Source organism: Brevundimonas sp. (assembly GCF_018608325.1).
Taxonomy (GTDB): Bacteria; Pseudomonadota; Alphaproteobacteria; order Caulobacterales; family Caulobacteraceae; genus Brevundimonas.
Genome location: NZ_JABAZW010000126.1, coordinates 1 through 26,043, shown reverse-complemented (window position 1 = coordinate 26,043; position 26,043 = coordinate 1). Strand labels below are relative to the sequence as shown.

Here is a 26,043-nt window from a genome sequence, read left to right as displayed (position 1 = left end):
CCCATTCGGTCAGGCGGGTCCAGGCATCCAGTCCCGATCCGCGATGCTGGCGCGCTCGCACCCCGCCCGCCTCCAGCGCCTGCACCGCGCGTTCGCCCCAGGCCCAACCCGCGCGCTGCATCGTCAGGGCCAGAACATAGGCCTCTTCGCGGTGCGGATAGGCGGGCGCCGCCAGTTCACCCAGCAGGGCCTGCGCTGCTTCACGCAAGGCCGCCGCCTGTTCCTCGGGCGACTTCGGCTCGACCCGGCCCAAAGCCAGTGCGAGGCCCGTCGGCGAAGGCGCGCAGAACCGGGCGGGCCGCACAAAGGCGTAAAGCTCCAGCACATCCATCAGGTCCGCCGACCGGGACGGCGGCGTCAGGCCCAGCCGCCGCGCAGTCAACGACGCATGGGCGATCAGAACCGGCCCCGTGGTGAAGAAGCCCTCTGCCGCGCCACGCCCGATCTTTCTGGCGCCCGCATCATCGCACACGGCCCCCGCGCCCGGCGGCGTCGCCAGCGCGGGCGGCAGGTCGAACCTGAGTTCGGGTCCGGTCCGGGTCGTTTCTGCAATGACGGATTCGTCTGACACAGCCGATAGATAGCGAGCCTGAGAGCGAAACGGAACGGGAACATCTAGCGACCGACGCTCTGGCGCGCTATTTCTGGCTCATGGCCGCCAAGACAAAGCTTCTGACCCCCAAGGGCCTGCTGGCCGTGATCCTCCTGGCGGCGGCGCTTGCCGTTCTGATCGGGTTCGCCGCCTGGCCGACCCTCAGCGCCGCCATCGCCCAGGATTCCTGTCTGGATTCAGGCGGCGCATGGAACGGTCAGGCCTGTGTGGGCGCTCGGCTGGGGTGACGACCCTTCCCCCGCTTTTCGCCGACTGGTTCGCCAGCCGCGGCTGGTCGCCCCGGCGGCATCAGTTGGAGATGGTCGCGGCGGCCGAGGCCGGGTCACACGCCCTGCTGGTCGCCCCGACCGGCGGCGGCAAGACGCTGGCGGGCTTTCTGCCCAGCTTGATCGATCTGGCGGAACGCGGACCAAGGCCTGAGATCGGGCCGGGATCGGGGGTCCACACCCTCTATCTGTCGCCGCTGAAGGCCCTGACCACCGACGTCGAGCGCAATCTGATGACCCCGATCCGCGAGATCGGGCTGAACATCCATGTCGAGACCCGCACGGGCGACACCAAACAATCCAAGCGCCAACGCCAGCGTGATTTCCCGCCCGACATCATGCTGACCACGCCCGAACAGTTGGCCCTGTTCTGCGCCTGGGAGGGTGCTCGGGCCTATTTCGCCGACCTGAAATGCGTCGTTCTGGACGAGGTGCACGCGATCTGGAGCGGCAAACGCGGCGACCTGCTGGCCCTGGGTCTGGCGCGGCTGCAGAGCTTTTCACCCACCATGCGCCGCGTGGGATTGAGCGCCACCATCGAAGACCCCGATCTGATCAGAGGGTGGCTGGGTCCCGCTCTCCCTTCTCCCACCAGAGGAGAAGGGGTCATTCTCGTGCGCGGCGATCCTGGCGCGCCTGCGGTCATCGATGTGCTGATCTCGGAGGGCAAGGTGCCGTGGGCGGGTCACACCGGCCAGCACGCCATCCCGGAAGTCTATGCCGCCATCCAGCGCTCCCGCCTCGCCCTGATCTTCGTCAATACGCGCTGGCAGTCCGAGTTCGTCTTCCAGCAGCTGTGGGCCGTCAACGACGATAATCTGCCCATCGGCCTGCACCATGGCTCGCTGGCCGCCGAACAGAGACGCAAGATCGAGGCGGCGATGGCGCGGGGCGATCTGCGGGCCGTGGTCTGCACCTCGACACTGGATCTGGGCATCGACTGGGGCGACGTGGATCTGGTCATCCAGATGGCGGCGCCGAAGGGCTCCAGCCGTCTGGTCCAGCGCATCGGCCGAGCCAATCACCGGCTGGACGAGCCGTCCCGCGCCCTGCTGGTGCCCGCCAGCCGGTTCGAGATGCTGGAGTGTCAGGCCGCGCGCGAGGCCGTCGCCGACAACGCCTTCGACTGGGAGCCGCTCCATATCGGCACGCTGGACACCCTGGCCCAGCACGTGATGGGCTTGGCCTGTTCCGAGGCCTTCGACATGCAGGCGCTGTATGACGAAATCCGAACCTGCGGCCCCTATCGCGCCCTGACCTGGGAGCAATTCGAGGAGGTGGTCGATTTCGTCGCCACCGGCGGCTACGCCCTGCGGACCTACGACCGTTTCGCACGGATCGTCCGTACACAGAACGGCCAGTGGAAGGTCCGCAATCAGCACATCGCCCAGCGCCACCGCATGAATGTCGGCGCCATCGTCTCCGCCGGTAATCTGAACGTACGGGTGGCGTCGCGACGGGGCGGCGCCTCGCGCCAGCTGATTGGCGGGCGCAAGGTGGGCGAGGCCGAGGAATGGTATTTCGAACAGCTGACGCCCGGCGACACCTTCCTGTTCGCCGGTCAGGTCTGGGCTTTTCAGGGCATCAACGGGACCGACGCCCTGGTCACCCACGCCAATGACAAGGACCCGAAGGTTCCGTCGTGGGGCGGATCGCAGTTTCCCCTGTCCACCTCTCTGGCCGACCGGGTGCGCACCATGGTTCAGGACCGCGACCACTGGCGCGTCCTGCCGCCGGACGTGCAGGAGTGGCTGGAGCTTCAGGAGACGCGATCGGTCATTCCCGATGCGGAAACCCTGCTGGTCGAGACCTTCCCGCGCGGCAATCGCCACTTCATGGTCGCCTATCCGTTCGAGGGACGGCTGGCCCACACCACCCTGTGCATGCTGCTGACGCGGCGTTTGGACCGGCTGGGCGTCGGGCCGCTGGGATTTGTCGTCACCGACTATTCGTTCGCCGTCTGGTCGATCAAGCCGATGGATCGGATCGATCTGGACGCCCTGTTCCAGCCCGACATGCTGGGCGATGATCTGGAGGCATGGCTGGAGGAAAGCTTCATGATGAAGCGGTCTTTCCGCAACTGCGCCCTGATCTCGGGCCTGATCGAGCGACGCCTGCCGGGCGCGGAGAAGACCGGGCGTCAGGTCACCTTCTCCACCGACCTGATCTATGATGTGCTGCGCCGACACCAGCCCGACCACCTGCTGCTGAAGACCGCCCGCGCCGATGCCGCCTCGGGTCTGCTGGACGTGGCGCGCCTGGGTCAGATGCTGGCGCGGATTGAGGGTCGCATCCGCCCCATATCGCTGACCCGGCCGTCGCCGTTCAGCGTGCCGGTTCTGGTCCAGATCGGGCGCGAGCGTGTGGGTGGGGACGCCGCCGAGATGATCCTGGATGAAAGCGCAGACGCCCTGATCGCCGAAGTCATGGACGACGTCCCATGAACGCCGCCCTGCGCCAGACCCTGTCGCCCGCCCGCAAGCCCTGCGGTTCGCTGCGCGTGCTGATCGCGGGCGAAGTCTGTGATCTGCGTTGTTCCGGGGCGATGTGGTTGCCAGCGCACCGCACCCTGATCGCCGCCGACCTGCATCTGGAGAAGGGCTCCGCCTTTGCCGCGCGTGGCCAGTTGCTGCCCCCCTATGACAGCCGCGCGACCCTGGATCGGCTGGAGGCTGAGATCGCGGAATTGGATCCGGCGATGGTCATCCTGTTGGGCGACAGTTTCCACGACGCCAGGGCCATCGCCCGGATGGCCGAAGACGACCGCGCGCGGCTGGACCGGATGGCGACAGGTCGCGACTGGCTGTGGCTGGAGGGCAATCACGACCGCGAGGCTCTGGCCCAGACCGACGCCATTATCCGCCTGCCCGGCGCCGTCATCGGCGACATGAGGCTGGGCGCGCTGCGCCTGACCCACGAACCCGAGCCCCTATCCGCCGATGACAATCGCCACGGCGAGGTCGCGGGGCACCTGCACCCCTGCGCCCGTGTCGTCGCCTATGGCCGGGGCGTTCGCCGCCCCTGTTTCATCACCGATGGATCGCGCCTGATCCTGCCCGCCTTCGGCGCCTTCACCGGGGGATTGAGCGTCCGTGATCCCGTCATTTCCGGCCTGTTCGCCAACGAACCCATGGTCGCCGCCCTGGGCCGAGACCGTGTCCACGCCCTGGCCTGGGACCGACTGTCAGGCGATAGGTAATAAAACCCGGACAATATTGATTTGGTCCTGATCCGACGCTACAGCGCCCGCACGCAGCGGATCGCCGCGCGCTCAGGACACGACACATGCAACACGACCTCACCCAAGGCTCGATCACCCGGCATCTGTTGGGCATGGCGGTATTCATCGGCCTGGGCCTGCTGTTCCAAACCCTCTATTTCCTGATCGACCTCTATTTCGTGGGACGGATCGGCCCGGCGGCCCTGGCGGGTGTCGGTCTGGCGGGCGTGGTCTTCTTTCTGGTCATGGCCGCATCACAGATGGTGGCGGTCGGGACCATGTCCCTGATGGCGCGGGCCATCGGAGCCAAGGATAATGCGGGCGCCGAGACCGTCTATCGTCAGGCCATGTTGTTGTCGGTCGTTCTGGCGGGCGTGACCCTGATCGTCGGCTACGCCTTTGGCGGCATGGCCATGCGCAGCCTGTCGGCAGATCCGCTGACGGCCCGCGAAGGCGCCGCCTATCTGCACGGCTTCCTGCCCGCCCTGGCCCTGATGTTCCCGACCGGCGCCATGGGCGCGGCCCTGCGCTCGGCAGGGGTGGTGCGTCCGACCATGATGATCCAGTCGGCGACCGTTCTGCTGAACGCTCTGCTGGCCCCCGTGCTGATCGCAGGCTGGGGTCTTGGCCTGCCGCTGGGAACCTTCGGCGCCGGTCTGGCCAGCGCGATTGCGGCGCTGGCGGGCTTTGTCGGCGCGGTCGTGATCTTCAGCCGCGTCCAGACCCTGATCGCCCAGCCCATGCGCCTGACGCCGCCCGATAGCGCGGTCCTGCGTCGTATCATCGGCATCGGTTTCCCGGCGGGCGCCGAGTTCCTGCTGCTGTTCGTCTCCATGAGCCTGACCTACGGCTTTATCCAGCATTTCGGCGCAGAGGCCCAGGCCGGGTTCGGCGTCGGATCGCGCGTCATGCAGGCTGTCTTCCTGCCCGCCATGGCCATCGCCTTCGCGGTCGGCCCCATCGCTGGTCAGAACTATGGCGCGGGTCAGTACAGCCGCGTGGTCCGCACCGTGCGCGATGCGGCGGTCATGGGTTCGATCATCATGCTGGCCCTGACCCTGATCTGTCAGTGGAACGCCCCCCTGCTGGTCGCGCCGTTTGCCGCCGATGCCGAAACCGGCGCGATCGCGGCCAACTATCTGAAGATCGTCTCATTGATCTTCCTGGCGTCCGGGCTGGCCTTCACCGCCTCCGGCGCCTTCCAGGCGCTGGGCGACACCCGACCGTCGCTGATCGGCGGCGTGGTGCGGTTGGCGGTCTATGCGGGAGCGATGGTCTTTCTGGTCGCCCAGCCTTGGAGCAGGCTGGAGCATTTCTGGTGGGCCGCCGCCATCGCCTCAACGGCGCAGGCCGCCGTGGTCATTCTGTTCCTGCTGCGCCAGCTAAAGGCCAAGCTGTCAGGCCCCGACCGGACAGCCCCCGCCGTCGCGAACGCCGAATAAAAAAAGACCCGGACGACGGTGCGAACCGTCGTCCGGGTCAGGTGGCTCAGTCCTCAGGGCAGTGCGCGGAAACGCACGGCCAAGCCTCCGCCCGGCCCCATGACGATGGGCAGAGTGTCTGCGCTGGTCACCACCTGACGCGTGATGACGTAGCTCATCGGATTGGTCCGATAGTCAGCATCGGCGCCGTCCGCATATATCTGGGCCTCATAGCGTTTGCCCGGCGCCAGGAAGCTTAGCGGCTGGCTCAGGGTGCGGGCGTTCTCGTCCGTGATCGCGCCCAGATACCAGTCCTGACCGCCGCGCTCTTGCCGTGCGACCACGACATAGTCGCCGATCTCGGACTGCAGCGTCCGTGTCCTCTCCCAGTCCGTCGGCACGTCCTTGATGAACTGGAAGGCGTCGGGGTGCGCCAGATAGTTCTCCGGCAGGTCCGCCGCCATCTGCACGGGGCTGTAGACCACGACATATTCAGCCAGCTGCGTCGCCAGCGTCGTCTGCACCCGGCGGGTCAGGGCGATGCCGCCGCGCGGAATGTCGAAGATGCCCGGGGTGAAGTCCATCGGCCCGGCCAGCAAACGGGTGAACGGCAGGATGGTCATATGCTCGGGCGGATTGGTCGGATCGCCCCAGGCGTTGAACTCCTGACCGCGGGCGCCCTCACGGCTGATCATATTGGGCCAGGTGCGACGCAGGCCGGTGTCCTTCACCGGCTCATGGGCGTTGACCGCGATCCGGTGACGCGCCGCGACCTCTGCGACATGCAGGTTGTGGCGCACCATATACTGCCCCGCGAACCACTGCAGGCCGCCCTGTTCGTCGACGATGTCGCCGCTGTGGCGGACATAGCCGGTCTTGACCACATCGACGCCGTACCGCTCGTACAGGGCCATGGCGTCTTCCAGCTGGGCCGCATAATTGGGCACGCCGCCCGCCGTTTCATGGTGGCCGATCAGCTTGACCCCGCGCTCGCGCCCATAGGCGGTGATCTCGGCGATGTCGAAATCAGGATAGGCCTTGGTGAAGCTGAACTTATCGCCGTGGGCGATCCAGTCGCCATCCCAGCCCTCGTTCCAGCCCTCGACCAGAACGCTACCGAAGCCGTTCTGGGCGGCGAAGTCGATGTAGGATTTTACATTGGCGGTGGCGGCGCCGTGATGCTCGCCGCTGCCCCAGGTGCTGCGGTTCAGGTGCATCTCCCACCAGACGCCGACATATTTGCCGGGTTTGAACCAGGAGATATCGCCCAGCTTGTTCGGCTCGTTCAGGTTCAGCTCGATGCGGCTGTCCGCCAAAGCGCCCGGCGTGTCGCCGATGACGATGGTGCGCCACGGGGTGTCAAACGGGCCGGTCTTGTGGGCCAACACCCCGTCCTGCCACGGCATCAACTTGGCCGTCAGGGTTCCAGCGCCGTCGCCTGACAGCAGCATGCTGGGGAAGTCGATGAGGGCGGCTTCGTGGATCGAGACATGCAGGCCATCGTCGCGCTTCAGCGTCAGCGGCGTCTCTGCGGTCGTGATCCGGCGCGCGTCCGTCTCGGTGTAAAGATACTCGTCGCGTTCCTGGCCCCAGGCGGAATACCACCAGGCCTGATTGGCGCCGCGCGTGCGGAACTGGGTGTTGTCGCCGACGACCTCCACCGCCTTGCCCGCCGGGATTTCCGGATAGGAATAACGCAGGCCCACGCCGTCATCGAAGACGCGCGCCGTCACGATGACCCGGCGATTATAGGGGGTGTCGCCGCCCAGGGTGACCTTCAGCTCATTATGCTTGTCGGCGATGACGCGCTGCTCGCCCCAGGGCTGCTCCCAGGTCGTATCGGTCGATGACCGGCGCGCCTCGGTCAGGGTCGACCAGCGCACCGCAGGCTCTCCGGCGAAGGCCAGTCCCACCGTCGAAGGCGCGATGACCGGACGGCCATGGCGCGAAACTTCATAGACAGCCCGCCCTCCATCGACCGAGATGCAGAGCTGAAGCACCCTGCCGGGGGAGTCCGAGCACTCGCGCGCGCCTGCCTGAGCGGCAGCGGGCATGGCGAGGGCAGCGAGGATCAGCGCGCGTGCCAGCATGGCTGAATGTCCTGTTTTCAAGATTACTGAATGGGCGACGGCGTAAACCGCCGTCGTCCTGCGGCCGGATCAGCGGACGTGACCGTCGCACCGAGCCGTCGCTGGGCGTGTCGCCAAAGGACACCGCCGCGACAAAAGCCGCGGCGGTGAGTTTTGAGGTCAGAACTTGGCGCGGATGCCAATCTGATAGCGACGGTCGACCCGGCTCCACGCGGAGTCGCGGAAGACGGGCGAAGCCCCCGGCGTCTGCGGAGAGTCGCCGAAGATCTGCTGCTCGTAACGGGTGGTCGTGTTGAGCAGGTTGGTCGCATCGAACGACAGTTCGATGTTGTTGTTGATCGAATAGCGCAGCGACGCATCCAGGAAGCCAGCGGCCTTCTGGAACACCGGCAGGCCGATGCAGCAGTCGAGGTTCTGGGTCAGGTAGCGCGAGCGCCAGTTGTAGGCCAGGCGGAAGCCCAGCGGGCCTTTTTCATACAGACCGACGACGTTGTAGGTGTGGGTCGAAACACCGGCCAGACGGTGGGAATCGATCACATTGCCCGTACCGCCCAAGGACTGCTGGCCCGCACCAAAGGCGCCGACGTCGCCGCTGGACGAAGCGGTGAACAGGTTGGAGTTGTTGATGCCCGACTGGTGCACATAGGTATAGTTCGCCTGTGCGCCCAGACCGCTCAACCAACCCGGCAGGTAGTCGAAGAAGCTCTGGTAGGACAGCTCCAGGCCCGTCAGCGAGCCGCTGTCGCCATCGGTGTTGCTGGGGCCGTTGATCTGAACCGTCTGGGTCGAGCTGCCGTTGGTGACTTCACGCGTGAACTGGCCGAACGAGATCGCGTCATACAGCTTCTTGTAGAACAGGCCCGCAGCCAGCGAGGTGTTGCGGCCGACATAGCGTTCGAAGGACAGATCGAACTGATCCGCCGTCAGCGGCTTGAGCGCAGCATTGCCCGAGTTGGCCAGGAAGACGAAGTTGTAGCCCGCGACATTGTCCGCCGTGTGCGGAGCGGATGGATTCTTGTAGACGATGTAAGGCGAGTCCGCCGTGGTCGAATACACCGGCGCATTGATGGCCAGAGTATTGCGCAGCAAACCGATGTCGGGACGCGACATCGCACGCGAATAGGCGAAGCGGATGAAGTTCTGATCATCCAGGCCGAAACGCAGGTTCAGGCTGGGCAGCCAGTTCGTATAGGACGAGTTGTAGCTGCCCTGCGCGACAGCGCCGTTCGCAAAGGCCCGGACCGCAGAGGTCAGATAACAGGCCGGATTGACGATGCTGTTCCCCGACAACGGAGAGCCGCAGGCGGCCAGACCAGCGAAGACATCGGCGTGCGGGAAGGCCACGCTGCCGTCGCTGTTCTCTTCCGTACGGACGTAGCGCAGGCCCACGTTGCCCGCCACGGTCACGCCGCCGAAGATCGTGTGATCATCGCCGCCGAAACGCAGCATTGCATAGGCGGCCTGGGTCTTTTCATTGACCTTCAGCAGTTCGCCCGGCGTGAAGCAGCCGTCCACCGTGGCATCGGGACGATCACAGATCGGGGTGTAGCCGCCGAATGGCGCATTGGTGCGCGGACCCAGCGCATCAACGAGGCGGGGGAAGTCCCGCAGCGTATCGCGGTTCAGATAGACCAGCGGGCCGTTGTCATAGACGCTGCCGTTGTAGAAGCTGTCGAGTGGCGTCGATTCCCAGATTCCAGCACCATAGCCCTGGAAGGGCGCACGGCCGACGTTTCCACCGCAGCGGTCCGTGCCGGTCGGATAGGCGCCGGGCGTGGTATTGTCTGCATTGAAGCCAGGTCCGGCACAGCCGTTCCAGGCCGCAGCGATCGGCGTCCAGTTGAAGGTCGAGTACCGCACGGTCTGCTTACGGTCGGCGAAGCGGATGCCCACCGACAGCTTGTCGAACCAACTGCCGTCATCGAACTTGTAGGAGACGTCACCGCGCGCGGCGAATTCGTTTCCGTCGTTGTCTTCGACGTGGCCCTGTATGAAGGGGATGAAGTAGTTGTGCGGATTGGCGAAACCGCCCGCTGCATAGTTGTTGTTCGAACCCGGCAGCAGTTTGACCTGCGGGGTGCCATCCTTGTTCACGCTGTAATCGACATTGGCCATGGTGCTGGCGGCGACCAGGATGTCGTTGTTGCTGACCGAGGCGTCGATGTACTGGACGTCCAGGTTGACGTGGATCTTTTCGGTCGGATCCCAGCTGATATTCCCCGACAGATCACGCGTTGATTCCGAGTGGTCGAAGTTACGGGCTTCGTTCTCGATATACAGACCGTTGCGGTTGTCGGGTCCGCAGGCGCCGGCGCCGCAATATTTGACGAAGGGAACACCCGGCGCGACCTGACCGGCGTTCAGCGCCGCCTGTTCACTTTCCCAGGTGCCGCCCCAGGAACCTGCACCCTGCGTCAGCAGGCCAGACTGCAGCATGCCGTCAGCGCCGAAGGTCAGACCCTTGCTGCCAACCAGAACCGAGCCGCCGCGCGGATTGAAGGCGGGCGTTCCGAAATAGCCGCCTTCCAGCTTCACGTGGCTGGCGCGTTCCAGCCAGGCATTGTCGTATTTGGATTCAATGTACTGAACCGTGGCGCGCAGATTGCCCGCATTGTTCTCATATTGCAGGGCGGCGGCCAGCCCGCGACGCTGGCGGTCATAGTCGACCTGCGAGAAGCGGATGCCGTCAGGCGCATAGACGAAATCCTTCCCGCCGAACGGATTGGCGGTGCAGGTCACATGGCCACTGGAGTCCAGCGTCGCCTTGGTCGTCGTGCCGAAGCCCGCCGAGCAGTAGGTGTCGATCTTGTCCATGATCACGCTTTCCGTGCGCGTGACCACGTCGCTGCTGGCGATGCTGGCCAGGGCGCCGAAACGACCGATCTCGGTGTCCCAGGTATTGCTGATCAGGGCCGAATATTCCGGCGTCCATTCACCCGAACGGTCGCCATAGTTCTCCTTGACGTTGCCGGTGATCAAAAGGCCCTTCTGGTCGAACGGAACACGGGTGCGCAGGTTCACCGTACCCGCCAGACCGCCTTCGATCATTTCCGCAGTCAGGTTCTTGTAGGAATCCACGCCCGCCAGCAGTTCGGGCGAGACGTCGTTGAACTGAAGCCCGCGCGCCGAGTCGGCGGAGAAGGTGTCGCGGCCGTTGAACTCGGTCCGCACCTGCGTCAGGCCACGGATCAGAACGCCGGTCGGTTCGCCCGACGGGTGGGTGGAGTCGTCGGCCGATTGCAGGCGGTTCACCGTGATGCCGGGAACGCGCGCCAGCGCTTCAGCCGCCGACTTGTCCGGGAAGGCGCCGATGTCCGTTGCGGTGATGGAATCGACGAAGGTGTCCGCCTTCTTCTTGATCTCCTGCGAGGTCGCAAGCGCCTGACGCACGCCGGTGACGATGACGTCGTCAACGTTGGTGTTGCGATCCTGCGCAGCGGCTTCCTGTGCATCGGCCGCGATGATCGCCGCATTGATCGAAGACGTCAGATTGTGCGTCGCCTGCGCATCACGCAGTTCCGCGCCCGTCCAGGCGCTCGCCGATGTGGCGGCCAGGCTGGTGAGCAAGGCTGCTCCAGACGCGCCCACGAACCAGGCGCGACGAATCGCTCTGTTAGACATGTGTACCCCTCCCTATTGGCGCATACGCGCCATGCCCGTGCTTTATTGCGCGGTTCTTGCATATTCTTGCGTAAGCAAATCGAGAAATGCAAGCGCAAGAAGCCCTGAACTAGGCGATCATCGGGGAAAAACGTCTGAAATGTGACTTGTCGCGCACAGGCTCAATGCAAGATATTGCATTGAGCCTTGTCATCGCGCCCGCTGCTTCGCAAGCGCAGCGCCAGAACCGCCGCAACGAAGAAGGATAGCCCGGCCAGAGGCAAAACCAGATGCATCCGCCCCTCGAACACACGCTGAACCACCACCCCCAGCAGGCTGGCGCCGACAAGCTGAGGCAGGACCAGAAAGATATTGTGCACGCCCAGATTGACGCCGACCCGATCCGCCGGACTGGCCGCCGCGACAATCGCATAGGGGGCGGACAGAATGGATGCCCAGGCGAGGCCGACACCCGCCCACGGCAGGACCAACATGCCTCCGCCTGGAACCAGACTCATCGACGCGAAACAGATGGCGCCGACCGCCAGACAGGCGGCGTGACAGCGCGCCACCCCGATCCTCCGGGCGATCCAAGGCAGGAACAACGCGGCCCCGATCGCCACCGCATCCTGAACCCCGAACAGCACGCCGACCCAGTCGGCAGCGGCCTCGTAAACGGGCGATCCAGGCCTTGCGTTTCCATACTGATGCGCGGCGATGCTCGGCACCGCATAGACCCAGAGGGTGAACAGCGCGAACCAGGTGAAAAACTGCACCAGGGCCAGACGGCGCATGATCGCCGGCATGGCCGCAATACAGGCCACGATGCCCAAAACACCCTTCAGCGGGCACAAAGGGTCGCGACGCCCGCGGATGAAGACCGCCCACTGCAGCACGCCGTACAGGCCAAGCACTCCAGCCAGCAGATAGACCTCTCGCCGCACGTCGAGCATCGCCGCAACCGCTGCAACCGCAACGCCCAGCGCCAGCCACATGCCCGGCCGCAGCCGACATTCTGCGACCGTCACGCCTTCAACAGCCTGGGCATGAGAAGGCCCCGACTCTCGGGTTCTGGCCAGCGTCCACGCCACGGCCATCAGAAAGACGACGGCCCCGACCAGAAAGGCCAGGCGCCAGCTGGGGCCGACCTCCAGCCCATGCGCGCCCCCGGACGCCAGCCGCGCCAGCAGCCACGGCAGACACGATGCAAAGATCGCCCCTGCGCCGATGAACAGCACCTGCAAGGCGTAGGCGCGGTTCAGATCATCCTTGTCGACCAGGTCCGCGACCAGGGCCCGCATCGGCTGCATCGCAATATTCACCGACAGGGTCAGCAGCCACAGGGCCAGCACAGCCATGGACAGGCTGTCCGCACACCCCATCAGAACCATGGCGCATGCGGTCATCAGCGCGCCGACCGCAATATAGGGCCGCCGACGCCCGAACGGCCCCTTCGTCCGGTCGCTCAACCAGCCCACGACCGGATGCACCAGAAGCCCCGTCACCGGCGCAGCGATCCACAGCAACGGCAGGTCCGCCATCTCCGCGCCCAGCGACTGAAAGATCCGGCTGGTCGCGACCCCCTGCAATCCCCACACAATTTGGACGCCGAACAGGCCTGCGCTGGCGTTTGCGACCAAGGCCAGGGCCTTGGAATTGATCCCTCCTCGATCCCGTTTCCGGTCCGTCAACGCTTCGCCTCCCCAGGCTTTTCAAGCGGACTGTCCCGACCCCGCCGCACCGTGTAGGTTGATTGCGATGACCAGCGGCGGCAACCGAAAAACAACCCTCGACGATCTTGCACGTCTTGCAGGGGTTTCCGCCTCAACCGTCTCGCGTGCGCTGAACGACCACGCCCTGATCAGCGCACCGACCAAACAGCGCATCTGGGCCCTGGCTCGTGAGCACGACTATGCGTTCAAATCGACCCTGCCGCGCCCATCGATCAGCGCTGGCGGCTCGATTTCAATCGTCACGCCGTACAATCGCGGGCGCCCCCTGCCCCTGTCGCACCCCTTCTTCCTGGAGTTGCTCGCCAGCATCGGCGAGGCGGCGCGCGCACGCGACTGCGACTTCACGGTCAGCCACGCGCCTGCCGGTTCTCTGGAAGACCTGAAGGAAGCCACCAATACAGGCACGACCAGCGGCGTGATCTTCCTGGGCCAGGCGGCGCTGCACGACGCCTTCAACGAACTGGCCGACACCAATGCACGGTTTGTCGTTTGGGGCGCCCACCTGCCCGGACAGCGCTATCGTTCGGTCGGCTCGGACAATGTCGTCGGCGGCAAACGAGCGACCCAGCATATTGCGCGCGGCGGACGCAGACGCATCCTGTTCCTGGGCGGCACCGACCCGGAAGCCGACCAACGCCGCCGCGGCTATCTGGAAGCGCTGGCGGCTTCGAACATCAGCGTGGACGACCAGTTGATGGTCCAGGTCGAGTTCGAACTGGAATCCGCCGAACGCGCCGTCGCCCAACTGATCGAAAGCGGCGTCAAGTTCGACGGCCTGTTCGCCACCAGCGACCTGATGGCGCTGGGCGCCATCAAGGCCATCCGCCGCGCCGGTCTGTCAGTGCCTGAAGATGTGTCGGTCGTCGGCTATGACGACATGCTGCTGGCCCGTCTCAGCACCCCTACCCTGACCACGATCCGCCAGGACACCTACGAAGCGGGCCGACTGATGGTCGCCAGCCTGCTCGACCCCAAACTGTTCAGAGGCCGAGGCGTCCTGCCGACCGAACTGATCGTCCGGGAATCCTGCGGCTCCTAGACTGCGCCTATAGGCTAGTGCTGGATCGTCGGAGGGGAATAGGCTTCGAAATCATCGACGACATGCGGAAACTTGGCGATGTCTACGGCCTTCGCGGCTCGCCCTTCGTCAACCCGCCCCAAGGCTTCCAACGCCAGCCCCCGGCCATATCGAGCGCCCACGTATTCGGGACGGACAGCCAATACAGCGTCGTAGGCCGCCAGGGCCGCAGTCACGTCTCCCATTTGAAGGAGCACTCGCGCACGACTGTCCTGAATGTGCAATGCGGCGGGCGAAATAGCCAAGGCTGCATCACAGTCCTTGAGCGCCTGATCCAACAGCGCGCCCGTGGTCGCAGCGGCCCAGCACAGGTTATTGAGGACTCCGGCGTCATCCCCTGCCTTGGCCCGAACCGTCGCAAAATCCTGCGCGGCGAGATCGAGCCGCCCCAGTTTGATGGCGGCCTTCGCACGATAGATCAGAACGCTTTGCGCCCGTTCTTCATCGAGAGGCAGCACATTATCCAGCAGATCCATAGCGGCCTGCGCCTTGCCTAGGTCGAGCTTGAGCACTGCCTGATTCAGCAAAATCTTGCTGTCGGACGGCATGGTGACGGCAAGGGCGTCCATTTCCGTCTCTGCCTGCTCCTTGCGCCCGACCCTATTCAGGAAGCCAATCCGTTGCAGTTTGAGGTCGATGTCATCTGGTCGGGCCGCAACAACAGCAGCCATCGCAGCGTCAGCCTCGTCGATGCGGCCGGCGACCTCGAACACGCCGATCCGTACGAGCTTGAGTTCATCGCTGTCTTCCCCACCGGAAATCAGAGCGTCGATGTCGCGCAGAGCGCGGTCATATTGCTCCAACGCCACATAGGCTTGAGCGCGCCTTCTTAGGGCGAACACGTCGCCAGGCGCCTGGCGCAAGGCGCGCGACAACTCAATGACGGCATCACCGTAGCGGGCTTCGCTCATGGCGATCAGAGCCGCACCGTTCATGGCGATACGTTCTGAGGGATCCAGGTCGACAGCCTTCTCCAGGTCGGCTTTCGCACCTGCTCGGTCGCCAGCGTGGAAGCGATAGACTCCACGATTGGCCCAAGCGTTGCTGTTTTCAGGTTCAAGAGCGATGGCCTTGGCAGCCGCCTCGACGGCCTGGTCTTTCTCATCAGCCTGGGACATGGCCCAAGCGCGATCCAGCCATTGCGCCGCCGTAGTCGGTACATCAGAAGCCAAGGCCTTTCTGTCCGCTTCGCTGAGGCGATAGGAAGTGGGCGCGAAGATACGCGGCGGATCGCGAGGCCGAATTTTGCTCGCAGCCAGGGACTGTTCGGCTTCAGCGGCAGTGATTTCGGCTGCCCGACTTTGGCGGGTGAAGTCCACGGTCATCTGCTCGCCCGCCAAGACAACGGTGCGCCGCAGTTGATAGCCCAATTCGACGCGGTCAACCTGGCCGCCGGATATACGAAAACCGCCCCCGTTCTCTGGCAAGCGCAGGGTCACATGCTGACGCGTATAGACGGGATGGCTGATCGCAAATGGCGCAGACTGGAACGGACCTTCCGGGCGCCGCGCCAGTGAATAGCTCATATAGCTGGTCCCAGGCGGAACCAGGCCATCACTGCTCCATGTCAGCGACGTCGTTCCCTTCATTGTCAGGCGAACGACATTGCCCTGCAAATCATAGGCTGAGCCGACTTCGCTGATCTCCAGGTCGGGAATCCAGTCCCAGAGACTGCGTAGCGCCGCATTCTTCTGCGTTTCAGAAAAAAGCGCGATGGCCTGACCGAGAACAGCGGCCTCGTCGGCGCGCAGGATCATTTCTCCCTCGACACCGACCGGGGCATACAGGCCTGCGCTGGCGTCGAGAGTAAGAAGCGTTTCCGTGGTCGGGACTGTGAGAGAAGCCGCCTCCAGCCGCTCCAGGCGCGCTTGCGGCCCCGACAGGGGCAGAGCCCAGTGCAGGGCTGGCGTGACGATTTCATCCAGTTGACGATCGCCGGTCCGGGTTCCGTCCAGCCAATAGACCTTTCCATCGATGGTCGCGCGCACCAGGACATGATCGAAGGCTGAGACCATGGGCAGGCGATCTGGCAAGCCGTCGCCGCTTCCCACGCTCACCGCCGCCGGGACGGCCTCAATACCCAGTTCATCGAGCAGAGCGAGCAGCAGTGCAGTCTTGGCCTTGCAGTCCCCATAGCGACGTTGCCAGGTTTCATCAGCGGTCGCTGGCGTCAGCGCGCCTTCGCCCATCATCAAGGCGACGTACCGAATCTCGTCCTGAACCAACCTCAGCGCCGCCGCCGCCTGGACCGCAGGATCGTTGGACAGGGCGCGGATACGCGCGACCTCTGCCTGGAGCGGCGTATCCGAGGGCAGATTCCGCGCAGTGTCGTAAAGGGGCTTGAGAGCGACGGCGATCTCGGACCAGTCGCGATAGTCGCTGAACTCGATCCGCCGTGGGAAATGAAACCTGACCGGCGTGTCCGCCGGCACAATGATGGGTTGGAGATTCTGGAAGGACAGATCAACGTGGGCGTAACCGTCACGCTGCTTGACCGTCAGTGGGGTCCAGTCCTTCTCCGCCCTGAGACGCATGGGGCGATCCGAAGGCCAGGAGGCGCGATAGCGGACCTGATCCACAACAAGGGGCAGGTTGAGGTCCAAAGCCTCCTCGGCATGATCGGCCGTCACCGGATCCCGCGACGTGAGGGTGTAGGCGACATCGAGAATGTCTCCGACCCGCAGGCCTGCCGGCTGCAATACAGCGGTCAGTTGCCCATCCAGCATAGCTTGCTCGAGGTTCGCCTCACGACGCAGAATTTCGAACGCCTGGCTCTCCAGGACATCCAGCACCTGCCCGTCCCGGATGATGCGCACCTGATGCACGGTGACGTCCTGGCTGGCCGGGCTCCAGGTCAGGCCGACACTGCCAACCATAGGCAGGGCCTGCGGCGACAGGGCCTGACGCCTCAGATGGACAAATCCGGATTGGACCCCTTTGTCGGCACGATGTTGGACATCGAACAAAAGCACACGCAGACCGTCGTTCGGAGCATCCGCGCCAACAGGCGGCGCTTCAGTTGAAGCGACCACCCAGGCCGGCGCCTCGCCCCGCAGGATCACGTCCCCGGCCAGAGAAACGCCCGCCAGACTCCAAAGCCCACCAGCGCATAAGACATTAAAGGCGTGAAGCCAGAATTTGTTGGACATTCCGCCACCAAAAACCATCGTTACATATCTGATATCCGCAGAGGCGAGTGGCGGCAATCCATCACTTGGACAGCGACTAGACAGGGCCGCCTTCGCCGACCTTACTTTATGCCGACAGTCTGCGGGCCTGCCGCTTGATCGGCGCACGGACGATATTGAGCGCCGCATGGTCACCAGTCGTGAGCAAATCGGAGGATAAGACGGTCATCCCGAGCAATCGCCCCTTGCCCTGTTTTCGTCATGGAAACAGGCACCTGGACATCAACGGAAACAACGAGAACCCCTAGGGTTCGAGCTCGATGTCCCAGTAGAGGAACCTGAAGCCGCCTTATCCGCGCCGATAAACTCCTGAGAGCATTGATAAAAATTGATATCCGCCAATGCGGCCGATGTCCGTGGTCACCCTATGGTCACCACGGCGACGGAAATCGCAGCGATTTCCGGCACGCGACAGAGGCTACCAGAAACCAGCGGAAAAGTCGTCGCCAATGGCTGCGACGCGCCAATAGCGGGCCTTGGGAGCGTGCCGGAGAGCGGACATTGAGGGTTGCCCACCCGCGAGGCCTTCCGTCCACCTAAACGCGGTTCCCCTCCATCCATTGCTCGTCCGATTGCGCATTCACGTTGCGCGCGCCAACCTCCGCTCGAGTCGATGCGCCAGCCACTGCAAAGAATGGTCCGCGGTCAGAGCCAACTCTTCAGTTAGATCGTGGAGCTCAACGGCCGCATCGCGCTGTTGCTTATAGAAGCGCTCTACATAGGCATGTTTCAGCGGCTTGCCTGTGCTGTCGATATCGGGCGCGACCGCCTGGACATAGCGGATCGGAATATTGGCGACGAGAGTAGTGCCACGGCCCACAAAACAGCTCGGCTGGATGTGGCCTGACATCATATTGTGGGTCAGATCGTTCCGCATCGCGCGTAGCGCGAAGAAGTTGCCTGGCGCGACATTAGGGAGAGCATAAGGCAGGTCGGCAGCACCAACATCCGTTGGTTCCGCTGCGGCTCCTTTCGGAAAAGGCTCATAGGCTTTACCCGTCTCGTTGTACGGAAAGTAGAGCTTGCCCGGCAGATCGGCCGTGCCAAACGGCTCACGCACCAGATAGACGAAGAGCCGGTACAGGAGGTCCAGCGCGGTCGCGACTGCGCTAATCCCATCGGCAAATGCGCCATGCACACGTTCCGAGGTCATTGAACTGTTGACGATCTCGTGCCCCGGCCCGAGAGGCGAGTAATACCTCCCGCCCTCATTCGCGAGCAGGATCTGCGTCTGAGCCATCATCCGGTCGGCATGGTCGAAGGCGCGCAGCAACGCCGTCCGGGTTTGCTCGATGAGAATGTGCGCGTTGCGCGCGAACAGGTGGTGGTAGCCGGCGGTCCCAGGCGCGAAGTTCGGCCTCGCCATGCGAGCAGCGAAATCCGCGGCGTCGATCTTGCCGTCACGCACGCCGTCGATGATCTCCAGCAGTTCCTCTTCCAGCTGCAGCGTCCATACGGTGCCGGTCACGACCTTGGTGAGGCCGCGAAGCGCATCGTCAATCCTATTTGCTGCGCCGAGCAGCGCTTCCACGAAGGATTCGGCCGAGATGATCTGCCCCACTGGCTCAGCGACCTTGAAATACAGGCGCCCGTCCTTCCCGTGCAGGCGGCCGCTCAGATGCCCTTCCACCCAATCGAGGAGGTCATGCCCGGTAAGAGGTACCGGACCATTCAGTTCGTCCACTCCGTCGGCGAGTAGCAGCGGGATCGTGAGCCGCGCCTTTGGGCCAGTGGTGAAGTCGTACCAGCTAGCCGCATTCAACGGTTCACAGAGGTGCGCGGCGGCAATCTTCAGGTGGGCCTTGGTCGACATCAGATCTCAGCCATTAGTGGGTCAGCGAGCACATCATTTTCTAGCTCACGCGAATAGTACGACAGGCGCTGCTCGTCAGCAGGGCGCCACCAGCGGACATTGAGGCTGAGCCGGAAACCAGACATTCAGCCAATCGTGGTGTGATCAGCCGTCGACCGCCATCCCCGGATCAGGGGACGCCAAGAACCTCGATCTGGCTGGCGGCATAGATCGTGGGATCGCGTTTCGAGAGGACCTGCCAAGGGATGATCTCGTCGACCAGGAGGTACCTGAAACGCTCCTCGTCGAAAAGCCCCATCCGCACGCCCTGCGCAACGATCAGCGCGGCTTTCATATGTTCAACGGTCGCAGTCTCGGGCAAGCTCAACAGTCGACGGCCAGCGTTTGTAAAGGCCGCCAAGAGATGCGCACCGCTGACGCAGCATCGTGTGGAACCGCCCCCGAACAGACCCATTTCGATCTCGATGGGCGACTCAAGATGGGCCTGAGCGAGCTCGAACGTCCCCTTGCCGGCATTGAGGTTAAACTGGCGGAAGAAGCCGTCAAAGCGGGCCAAGGCGGACACTGCCCGCGCGATCTCTTGGGCGGTGTACGGATACGGCCGCATACCGGTCCAGAGGGCATCCAACAAGCGCTGAAAGCGACCAGGCACAACCTCGCCATCTACAGTGACGTTCAGAAGATCAGTGCAACGTCGGCGTCGCTCGATCAGATCGACGACGGCATTCCCGTCGCTCTCGAGCGTGCTCAAAGCCAGTGTGACGTCAGCTTGCGACAGGTCCACGGCATTCCACCGCTCGTCGGGACCGGCCGCCCAAATTTCGCTCGGCGGGGCAGTCTCGGCGGGAGCAGCAGCAGGCTCTGCCTGCACATGGTAGACCCTTAGCGGCGATTTCGGGTCGTTGATGAGCGCCTCGAACCGGCGGCTCCGCTCGTCCAGCACCGCATGAAGGCGGATCATCTGCTCCAGGTGGCTCTCCCGATCCGGATAGATTTCGCTTCGGGTGATCGGCGAGCAAGCGCCCGTCTGACGGAAAACGATCCGGTCGACAGGCCAGAACTGTTCAAGATCCGCGTTGCCCTCCAGAAACAGCCCGGACTGAGCCTGTAGGCGCCACAGATTGGCGACATCAACCTCCAGAAATCGGAACTGCAGCCTCCCGCCTGACATCACCCGGAAAAAGTCTGACAGGCGGTCGTGGTCGAGCAGATAGATCGCCCCGTACCCCGCCGCGCCAACATCCTCGGTGGCGAACCATCCTGCGACCGGCGGCTCGCGGGTCAGATCTAGAAGCGGGGTAGCGGCGATGCCGTGGTGCTGGATCGCGGCGAGGATCTGATCGTCGGACTGGAGATAAGGGACCATCTCCGGAGAGTTCCGGACCCACGACCAGAACGCCCTTACCTTCTCCAGCTCGGCCTCCCTTTCAGCAGGCGTGCACCGAGAAACGGTAGAGGTCATGCTCCAGCTCGCGTCGGCCTGGCCCCGGAAGTACTGATAGCGCCCGAGCGTCTTCAGAGTCTCGGCCAGCGCTACCGCCTCGCCGACGTCAGCTGCCTCGAACTCGTACCGGCTGCCCTTCATCGAGGGCTTCGGGATAAAGTCCTGTAGCCCCTCGAAGTCCTGCCAGATCAAGGCATCGAGTATCTGCTGATCTGATATCGTCATTGCATTAGGATCTTTTTGCGCCAGGATCGGACATTGGTTTGCCGCTGGGATTCTGACTTAAGCTCCGATTTTGAGAGTGTTGGTTCAATCAGTCGCGCCCCACGTTTTCCCGCTCGAGCCTATCCAGTTCCGCATACACAGCTTCGGCCTCCCGGATGGCCGAAAGCACCTCCTCATAGGTGACCCTCTGCCCATGCACGGCGGAACTGGCTGTCCGCCAGAATCGGCGGAAGTTGGGCATCACAGACGGCGGCACATCTGTGGTCAAAGAAAACCGCCCGCTGGGATGGGCGGGCCCGAGCGAGAGCGTTTCCTGCAGCCCACGGGCTCTCAGGCCCAAGAGGTGAATCTCAAGGTCGCGCCGCAGTCGCGCTAGGGCGCTCCAGGCATCACCCTCCCGCAGGCTGGCAAGCGCAGCTTGGATCTCAGGCCGGTTGTCTGTGCCCACCAAAGTTGGGCCGAGGAACTTCGCTGCCTCAGCACTTCGTGCGTTTCGCAAGTCGGGTTCAGCGGCTGTGTCATCAGGCGGCTTGGCGAGGAACAGGTTGAGACGGGCGAGATAATGATCAACCCTATCCCGGACATCCTTGTCCTGCAGATAGGAGTCCAGCGGGATATTCCCTAGTTCTTGGCGCAGATAGCGGGACATGGTCGCGAGGTCCGAGCTGTTCAGCGCGTCCCTGAATGTCTGCTCGGCGGCGCTTGCCAACGCTTTTCGGGATGTTTGGAAACGAGCGATTCCAGCGAGCAGGGACGAGACGGCGGCACCGAGGGCGACATAGAGAAACGGAGCTAGAGCGTTCATTCACGATCCGCCTGTTCAGTTGCCAGCTTTAGAAAGGGCCGGATGTCCTGCAGGCGGGCGAGGAGGTTCTGGGCCAGAATGTAGCGTGTCTGGGTTCGCGCGGCCGAGCGAAATGCGGCAACGCCTACGGAGATCAGGACGCCGGCGAGCAAGGCGACCAGCGCGCTCCAGGTCCAGCTCAGGTCAAGCGCCAGGGGGCCGATCCGCCACGGCTGCGTCTGCACTGCGGCTTCGGAAGGCTGGCGCAGAGCGACCACAACAACGGCGACGACAAGGCCGCTCGCGGCCGCAAGTGACCATTTGCCAACTTCGAGCGCCCGCGCATGCTGCCAATCGAAAGTCTTCTCCAGAACCTTATGGCTGTCCTTGCCGTCATGAGCGACCAAGGTGATCAGATCCCTGAGGGCACCGTCGCCCGTTCTTGCTGGAAATCCCACAACCTAGAGCCCTTCGCCTTGTCCTGCGGAGATCGCATCGTAAAACTACGGTGTGAGTCTGCAACAAGGGCGACCGATTCGTCTTGAGATTGTGGCGAAGCCGGAAGGTTCAAGAATGTCACTGAGACAGGTCAGCCCGCTGATGGTCGAGCTGACCGCCGAGGGCGGCCTCAAATACGTGGGTTTTCGCGAAACACCGCTAATTAAGGCTGTCCACGCATCGGGAAGCCAGTTCAGCTCACCGATCCGGTTGCGGACCAGTGAGTCGGCTGCTGAGCTCTATTCCCTCAAGCATGCGACCCGGGCGTTCAAATGGCTGGACATCGAGGCCCCAGCAGACGTGCCAGGCCCGCACAGGGGTGCCGCGTTCGAAGACATAATGGGGAGGGTCGAGAGCCGATACAGCAGCGTGGCTTCCCCGTTGACCGATCAGTATCGAGCTGCCCTGACTACATCGGTGCCACCTGGCCAGGTGATTGCGCTATTTGAAACTATCGCCTCTGCAAGCGCCCAACCAGAACGTGGCCCCGCGGTGATCACAGGCCTAGAGCGGGCGATCGGCCGGCATGCGCTGGTAATCGACGTTGCCAAGGTGGATCTCTTCTATGCCATGCTGATCACTGCGGTCTGGTGCAGGCAGGTCCGGCGGTTTCCGCTCATCCTATCGGGCGATCGGGTCCTACCTCTCGAACTTTCGATGCCGGAATACGGGGGCAGCGTCGCGACCTTCGATGACCTGGTCGGCGAAACCCATCGAGTAATTAGCACGCCCACGGAGGAAATCGAGAAGGCCTATCGGGTTTGGCAAATCTCTCGGCGCCCCGGCGATCCGAAGCCGCGCGCGACGACCCCGAAATATATCACTGTAGGGACTGCCACCGCGTTTTTGCGGGTATTCGCACGGGCCCGGACTGACCGGGAACTCTCCCAAGCCGCCGTTCAGCGCCCGGCACCGGTTATGTTCGATCTGGAGTCGGCCGCCGTCGGTCTGCGACAGGGCGCGGCCTCGACGGACTCACCTCTCGTTGTCGCCTCGGCCGCGTCGAGCCTCATGCGAGCCGTGGAACGGCTCCAGGATGACCATGTTTTGTCCAACGCCGTGCCCTCAGCCGGAGCGATCTTGGAGACGGTGCTGGCCATTCTGGTTCAGGTTCGAGGCGCGACCTACAGCGATGGCGACATCGTGGAGCTCGGAATGGAGCTCAACACCCTACAATGGCAGATCGATACTGTGCGCGACCGGATCGGCGATACGACCCTCGGAGAGCTGACCGGACTGTTCTCTTCTGCCCAGATGCTCACGTCCCGCTTCCGCTCGTGGCGAGAGTTCGAGGCCTCTGCACGCGGCACGACTGGCGCGGACCCCGAAGCCTATGAGCTAGCGGTTGCGCTGCTGGAAAGCGCTCGGACGAATCCCACCCTCCTCAGCAGCGAAGCAGATCACCGCATCGATCGTGTCCTCGGTCGAGCGGCAGATGCCCGTGATGGCGGCCAGCAAGAAGGTGTCGTTAGGTCCGGTGAGAACCTGGCAGCAATCACGGTGGAACATGTCGGTCGGCTTGCGGCGCAACAGACTGGAGGCGATGGGCCGCCTGGATCTGTTTCGGCCGCGATGGTGACATTCGTGGACGCGAACGCGGCGAGCATGCAGCGGTTGGCGGTTCGTCGAAACCGGCCTTGGCTCAGATGGGTCCAGTCGCTGGGACGATAGTTAAATCCAACCATCGACCCGATCACGGAACACCTTTGGCGATGCGATGGAAGATCCCGAACTGTGTCATCAGCAGCGTGCCGGGACTGTCCACAAAGGCGCTCATGCCCATCAGTAGAACAGAGCAATGTAACGTCCGCGTTGAATCAGAACTGCCCCTTTGGCAGTTGACCGGCACCCACGCCCGAAAGCGGACGTTGCCGACCGCCGCTTTGAGTCAGGGTCGGCGATTGTCGTTAGCAGTCGCGGGAGCGCCAGGCTGAGCCATTCGATGACGTCGCGAACGCGCCGCCAGCAGCGGTTTGGTCTTTCTGATTACAAAAGCGCCTACAGCAGAAATTGTCTGCGAGCCGGCCCCAGACGTTCAAACCGGCTGCCTCTAATAGCCTGCTCCCCACTCAAGTCGGACTGGCTTGGGTCGAACGAGGCCGAGCCAGTGAAGACGTTCATCACCTAAAGCCGTTAGTAGCGGGTTCCGAAAGGGATCAACTCCACAAGAATGCTGACAATGCAAAGCCTAGCCTTCTCCTTCTTTCGCGGCGGGCGTCGACAACGTCCAAGCAGTCGCGAGCGACCCCAGTTGCTCTCGGCCCCCTGCGTCCACGCCCGACCAGCGATGATGCAATTGATCTTTCAGGAAAGTCTGCGTGTCCTCGCTGCTGGCAGTGATCCAGCTTGCCAACGTATCCGCGTTGCGCAGGAGCCAAGCCAGGCCCTCGGCGCTGTCGAGGAGGGGCAGGATGATGTGTCTGACGCTACTGTCGCTCGCCTCAGCAAATTTCCCATCCGCTAGGAAATCAGCGCCTCCCTGCTGAAGCAGTTCATCGAGCCGGGCAATCTCCGACGCGCCGTTGATGTGATCACGAAGGTTGACGAAGAGCGTTCGCTTTGCGCTGAGGGAGAGAAGCTTCGCGGCCTGGAACCATCTGGAGCCGAACGGACGCGGATGGTTGGCTACAAGTTCCGGACGGAGGTTGGTCAGCGCATTGAATAGGTTCGAGCTCAATCCGAGCGGGGCTTTCTGCGTATCAGCTAGCACCTGTGCTACCGGCAATGGCTCCGCACCATTGCGCACGCTTGCTTGCCAAGTGGTCGCCGTAACAGTGTCGAGCTTAGATTTCAGCACCTTCCGAGCGCGCTGACGCACCTCCTTCGCGATTGCCGGAGAAGCAACGGACAGCGTGGTTAGGATGCGGCGGACATTGACGTTGAGAGCCTCCTCGTCGATCTCGTCCCAGAAGGATTCGTAGCCGGAGAAGCCATTCAGGAAGAGGGTATGGAGGTCGGGCTCCATCGCGTTGAGATACTTGTCGATCTCCGCGATCGCGGTCTCCACAAACATGTTTCCCCAGCGATCTTGCCGAACGCGATGGGAAGTGACCGCTCTACACAGGTCCATGCACGAGGGATCGGTTGAAGCGTTGACGGCGAAGTGCATCGAAGCAGTTGGCCCATACGCGCGAACATATTGATCGACCAGCTCAGGGAGTTTTGGATGAGCGGTGATCACAGCAGCCCACGCCTCGCCGTTCGGCTGCGCAGGCGTCCCGCCGCCGACGAACACCAAAGCAGTCAGCTTTGCCATGAGTTCATAGTTTCTGGCGGCGCGGGCTTCAGCCACCCGGTTGTTAACCACCCCCGTGCTTACGAGGTCCCGCACGCGTGCGCGGTGAGCATCGCCCCTTGAGAAGAAATGGCCGAGCGCATCGACGGCGGCCATCATTCCAGGGTACGGGATGCTTCGGTTGGCGACGATATCTCGTGCGGCATCCAGCACTGGCATCCAATCGACATCTTCCTCGCGTGTGAGCAAGGCGCTGAGCTTGAGGTGTGCACCATTGCTGGCCGCCGCGTCCTGCATGAGAGTCGCGAGCGTTTTGACGAGTTCGTCTGGCTCAAGCTCGGTGATCAGAGATTTGTTAAGATCCCTATTTCCCGACGCATAGGCGAGTATCGTCAGGAAAACAGGCGGTCCACTGTTCACCGTGATGACCGGCGGCTCGAGATTGTTCTCTTTGGCCGCTGCGACAAGTTCACGGCTGATCGCAGCAAAATGTTGGGTGCTTTGGCCAACGGCCAGAACAGGTTCTTGAACTTCGCCTAGCCGCCTAGTGACGCGTCCTATGAACGTCGCGAGCATCGCGTCTCCGCAATGCGCTAGAAGAGCTTTGATGGCCGCAGGTTCGTTTTTAGATATCGCCCCCCACTGTTTGCTGGTGGTCCAAAGGCGTCTCAGTGTGCGCCAGGCAGAGTCGACCCAAGGCGCATCGGCCGGTGCAAGTTCATTGAGCAAAAGGCTGGCTTTCGAAGCGAAAGCGACCTCCCCAGCCGAAGCATCCAAGATTTGACGTGCCCCTGAGAATTTCCTCCACGCGGAGCTAGAGTCCGGCCCTTGAAAG

General features: G+C 63.4%; 15 protein-coding genes and 1 pseudogene. 6 read left to right on the top strand and 10 right to left on the bottom strand.

Translation table 11 applies throughout. From position 1 onward, the window contains the following. Positions 1 to 571 (bottom strand): annotated as a pseudogene (locus tag QZ281_RS12300) (ATP-dependent DNA helicase); the annotation flags it as partial. Between the two features lie 80 nt (positions 572 to 651). Between QZ281_RS12300 and QZ281_RS12295 the strand changes: the two are divergent. The 4 genes from QZ281_RS12295 (at position 652) to QZ281_RS12280 (ending at position 5,541) form a co-directional block, all read left to right on the top strand. Further along, a complete protein-coding gene (locus tag QZ281_RS12295) occupies positions 652 to 840 on the top strand; it encodes a hypothetical protein (protein WP_292228774.1) in 189 nt (62 codons plus the stop codon). Continuing rightward, positions 801 to 3,323 carry a ligase-associated DNA damage response DEXH box helicase gene (locus QZ281_RS12290; RefSeq protein ID WP_292228773.1) on the top strand — a complete coding sequence of 841 codons (2,523 nt, stop codon included), beginning with the start codon at positions 801 to 803 and terminating at the stop codon, positions 3,321 to 3,323. Before QZ281_RS12295 ends, QZ281_RS12290 begins: the two co-directional genes overlap by 40 nt. Next, positions 3,320 to 4,078, top strand: a complete 759-nt coding sequence (gene pdeM / locus QZ281_RS12285; RefSeq protein ID WP_292228771.1) for a ligase-associated DNA damage response endonuclease PdeM — start codon at positions 3,320 to 3,322, stop codon at positions 4,076 to 4,078. The genes QZ281_RS12290 and pdeM overlap by 4 nt, the downstream gene beginning before the upstream one ends. An 86-nt stretch (positions 4,079 to 4,164) precedes the next feature. Then, positions 4,165 to 5,541 (top strand): MATE family efflux transporter, encoded by a 1,377-nt coding sequence (locus QZ281_RS12280; RefSeq protein ID WP_292228769.1) that lies wholly within the window; start codon positions 4,165 to 4,167, stop codon positions 5,539 to 5,541. 53 nt (positions 5,542 to 5,594) lie between these two features. Here the strand turns inward: QZ281_RS12280 and QZ281_RS12275 are convergent, their stop codons facing one another. From QZ281_RS12275 to QZ281_RS12265, 3 genes are all read right to left on the bottom strand, one after another. Continuing rightward, positions 5,595 to 7,610, bottom strand: coding sequence for a glycoside hydrolase family 97 protein (locus QZ281_RS12275; RefSeq protein WP_292228767.1), 2,016 nt, complete (start codon positions 7,608 to 7,610; stop codon positions 5,595 to 5,597). Between the two features lie 159 nt (positions 7,611 to 7,769). Continuing rightward, positions 7,770 to 11,231 carry a TonB-dependent receptor gene (locus tag QZ281_RS12270; protein WP_292228765.1) on the bottom strand — a complete coding sequence of 1,154 codons (3,462 nt, stop codon included), beginning with the start codon at positions 11,229 to 11,231 and terminating at the stop codon, positions 7,770 to 7,772. 161 nt (positions 11,232 to 11,392) lie between these two features. Continuing rightward, entirely contained in the window at positions 11,393 to 12,850 is a 1,458-nt protein-coding gene (locus QZ281_RS12265; protein WP_292228763.1) for an MFS transporter, read from the bottom strand. 118 nt (positions 12,851 to 12,968) lie between these two features. Between QZ281_RS12265 and QZ281_RS12260 the strand changes: the two genes are divergently transcribed. Further along, complete coding sequence (locus tag QZ281_RS12260; protein WP_292228761.1) at positions 12,969 to 13,982, top strand: substrate-binding domain-containing protein; 1,014 nt, start codon at positions 12,969 to 12,971, stop codon at positions 13,980 to 13,982. A gap of 14 nt (positions 13,983 to 13,996) precedes the next feature. On the opposite strand, the gene QZ281_RS12255 is transcribed toward QZ281_RS12260, so the two are convergent. The 5 genes from QZ281_RS12255 to QZ281_RS12235 form a co-directional block, all read right to left on the bottom strand. Beyond that, positions 13,997 to 17,170, bottom strand: coding sequence for a DUF3857 domain-containing protein (locus tag QZ281_RS12255; RefSeq protein WP_292228759.1), 3,174 nt, complete (start codon positions 17,168 to 17,170; stop codon positions 13,997 to 13,999). 619 nt (positions 17,171 to 17,789) lie between these two features. Then, positions 17,790 to 19,022, bottom strand: a complete 1,233-nt coding sequence (locus QZ281_RS12250; RefSeq protein ID WP_292228757.1) for a hypothetical protein — start codon at positions 19,020 to 19,022, stop codon at positions 17,790 to 17,792. 169 nt (positions 19,023 to 19,191) lie between these two features. After that, complete coding sequence (locus QZ281_RS12245; protein WP_292228755.1) at positions 19,192 to 20,691, bottom strand: FRG domain-containing protein; 1,500 nt, start codon at positions 20,689 to 20,691, stop codon at positions 19,192 to 19,194. An 88-nt stretch (positions 20,692 to 20,779) separates the two neighbouring features. Beyond that, positions 20,780 to 21,496, bottom strand: coding sequence for a hypothetical protein (locus QZ281_RS12240; protein ID WP_292228753.1), 717 nt, complete (start codon positions 21,494 to 21,496; stop codon positions 20,780 to 20,782). After that, a complete protein-coding gene (locus QZ281_RS12235; RefSeq protein ID WP_292228751.1) occupies positions 21,493 to 21,882 on the bottom strand; it encodes a hypothetical protein in 390 nt (129 codons plus the stop codon). The genes QZ281_RS12240 and QZ281_RS12235 overlap by 4 nt, the downstream gene beginning before the upstream one ends. A gap of 193 nt (positions 21,883 to 22,075) precedes the next feature. Here QZ281_RS12235 and QZ281_RS12230 point away from each other — a divergent pair, with 193 nt between their 5' ends. Next, positions 22,076 to 23,644, top strand: a complete 1,569-nt coding sequence (locus QZ281_RS12230) for a hypothetical protein (protein ID WP_292228749.1) — start codon at positions 22,076 to 22,078, stop codon at positions 23,642 to 23,644. 517 nt (positions 23,645 to 24,161) lie between these two features. On the opposite strand, the gene QZ281_RS12225 is transcribed toward QZ281_RS12230, so the two are convergent. Next, the coding region (locus QZ281_RS12225; protein WP_292228747.1) for a hypothetical protein at positions 24,162 to 26,043 on the bottom strand (1,882 nt) is incomplete at its 5' end.

Excerpts from the sequence above, each read along its gene's own strand:
- QZ281_RS12295 (WP_292228774.1), top strand. The coding sequence starts at position 652 with ATGGCCGCCAAGACAAAGCTTCTGACCCCCAAGGGCCTGCTGGCCGTG.
- QZ281_RS12290 (WP_292228773.1), top strand. The coding sequence starts at position 801 with ATGGAACGGTCAGGCCTGTGTGGGCGCTCGGCTGGGGTGACGACCCTT.
- pdeM (WP_292228771.1), top strand. The coding sequence starts at position 3,320 with ATGAACGCCGCCCTGCGCCAGACCCTGTCGCCCGCCCGCAAGCCCTGC.
- QZ281_RS12280 (WP_292228769.1), top strand. The coding sequence starts at position 4,165 with ATGCAACACGACCTCACCCAAGGCTCGATCACCCGGCATCTGTTGGGC.
- QZ281_RS12275 (WP_292228767.1), bottom strand. The coding sequence starts at position 7,610 with ATGCTGGCACGCGCGCTGATCCTCGCTGCCCTCGCCATGCCCGCTGCC.
- QZ281_RS12270 (WP_292228765.1), bottom strand. The coding sequence starts at position 11,231 with ATGTCTAACAGAGCGATTCGTCGCGCCTGGTTCGTGGGCGCGTCTGGA.
- QZ281_RS12260 (WP_292228761.1), top strand. The coding sequence starts at position 12,969 with ATGACCAGCGGCGGCAACCGAAAAACAACCCTCGACGATCTTGCACGT.
- QZ281_RS12255 (WP_292228759.1), bottom strand. The coding sequence starts at position 17,170 with ATGTCCAACAAATTCTGGCTTCACGCCTTTAATGTCTTATGCGCTGGT.
- QZ281_RS12250 (WP_292228757.1), bottom strand. The coding sequence starts at position 19,022 with ATGTCGACCAAGGCCCACCTGAAGATTGCCGCCGCGCACCTCTGTGAA.
- QZ281_RS12245 (WP_292228755.1), bottom strand. The coding sequence starts at position 20,691 with ATGACGATATCAGATCAGCAGATACTCGATGCCTTGATCTGGCAGGAC.
- QZ281_RS12240 (WP_292228753.1), bottom strand. The coding sequence starts at position 21,496 with ATGAACGCTCTAGCTCCGTTTCTCTATGTCGCCCTCGGTGCCGCCGTC.
- QZ281_RS12230 (WP_292228749.1), top strand. The coding sequence starts at position 22,076 with ATGGTCGAGCTGACCGCCGAGGGCGGCCTCAAATACGTGGGTTTTCGC.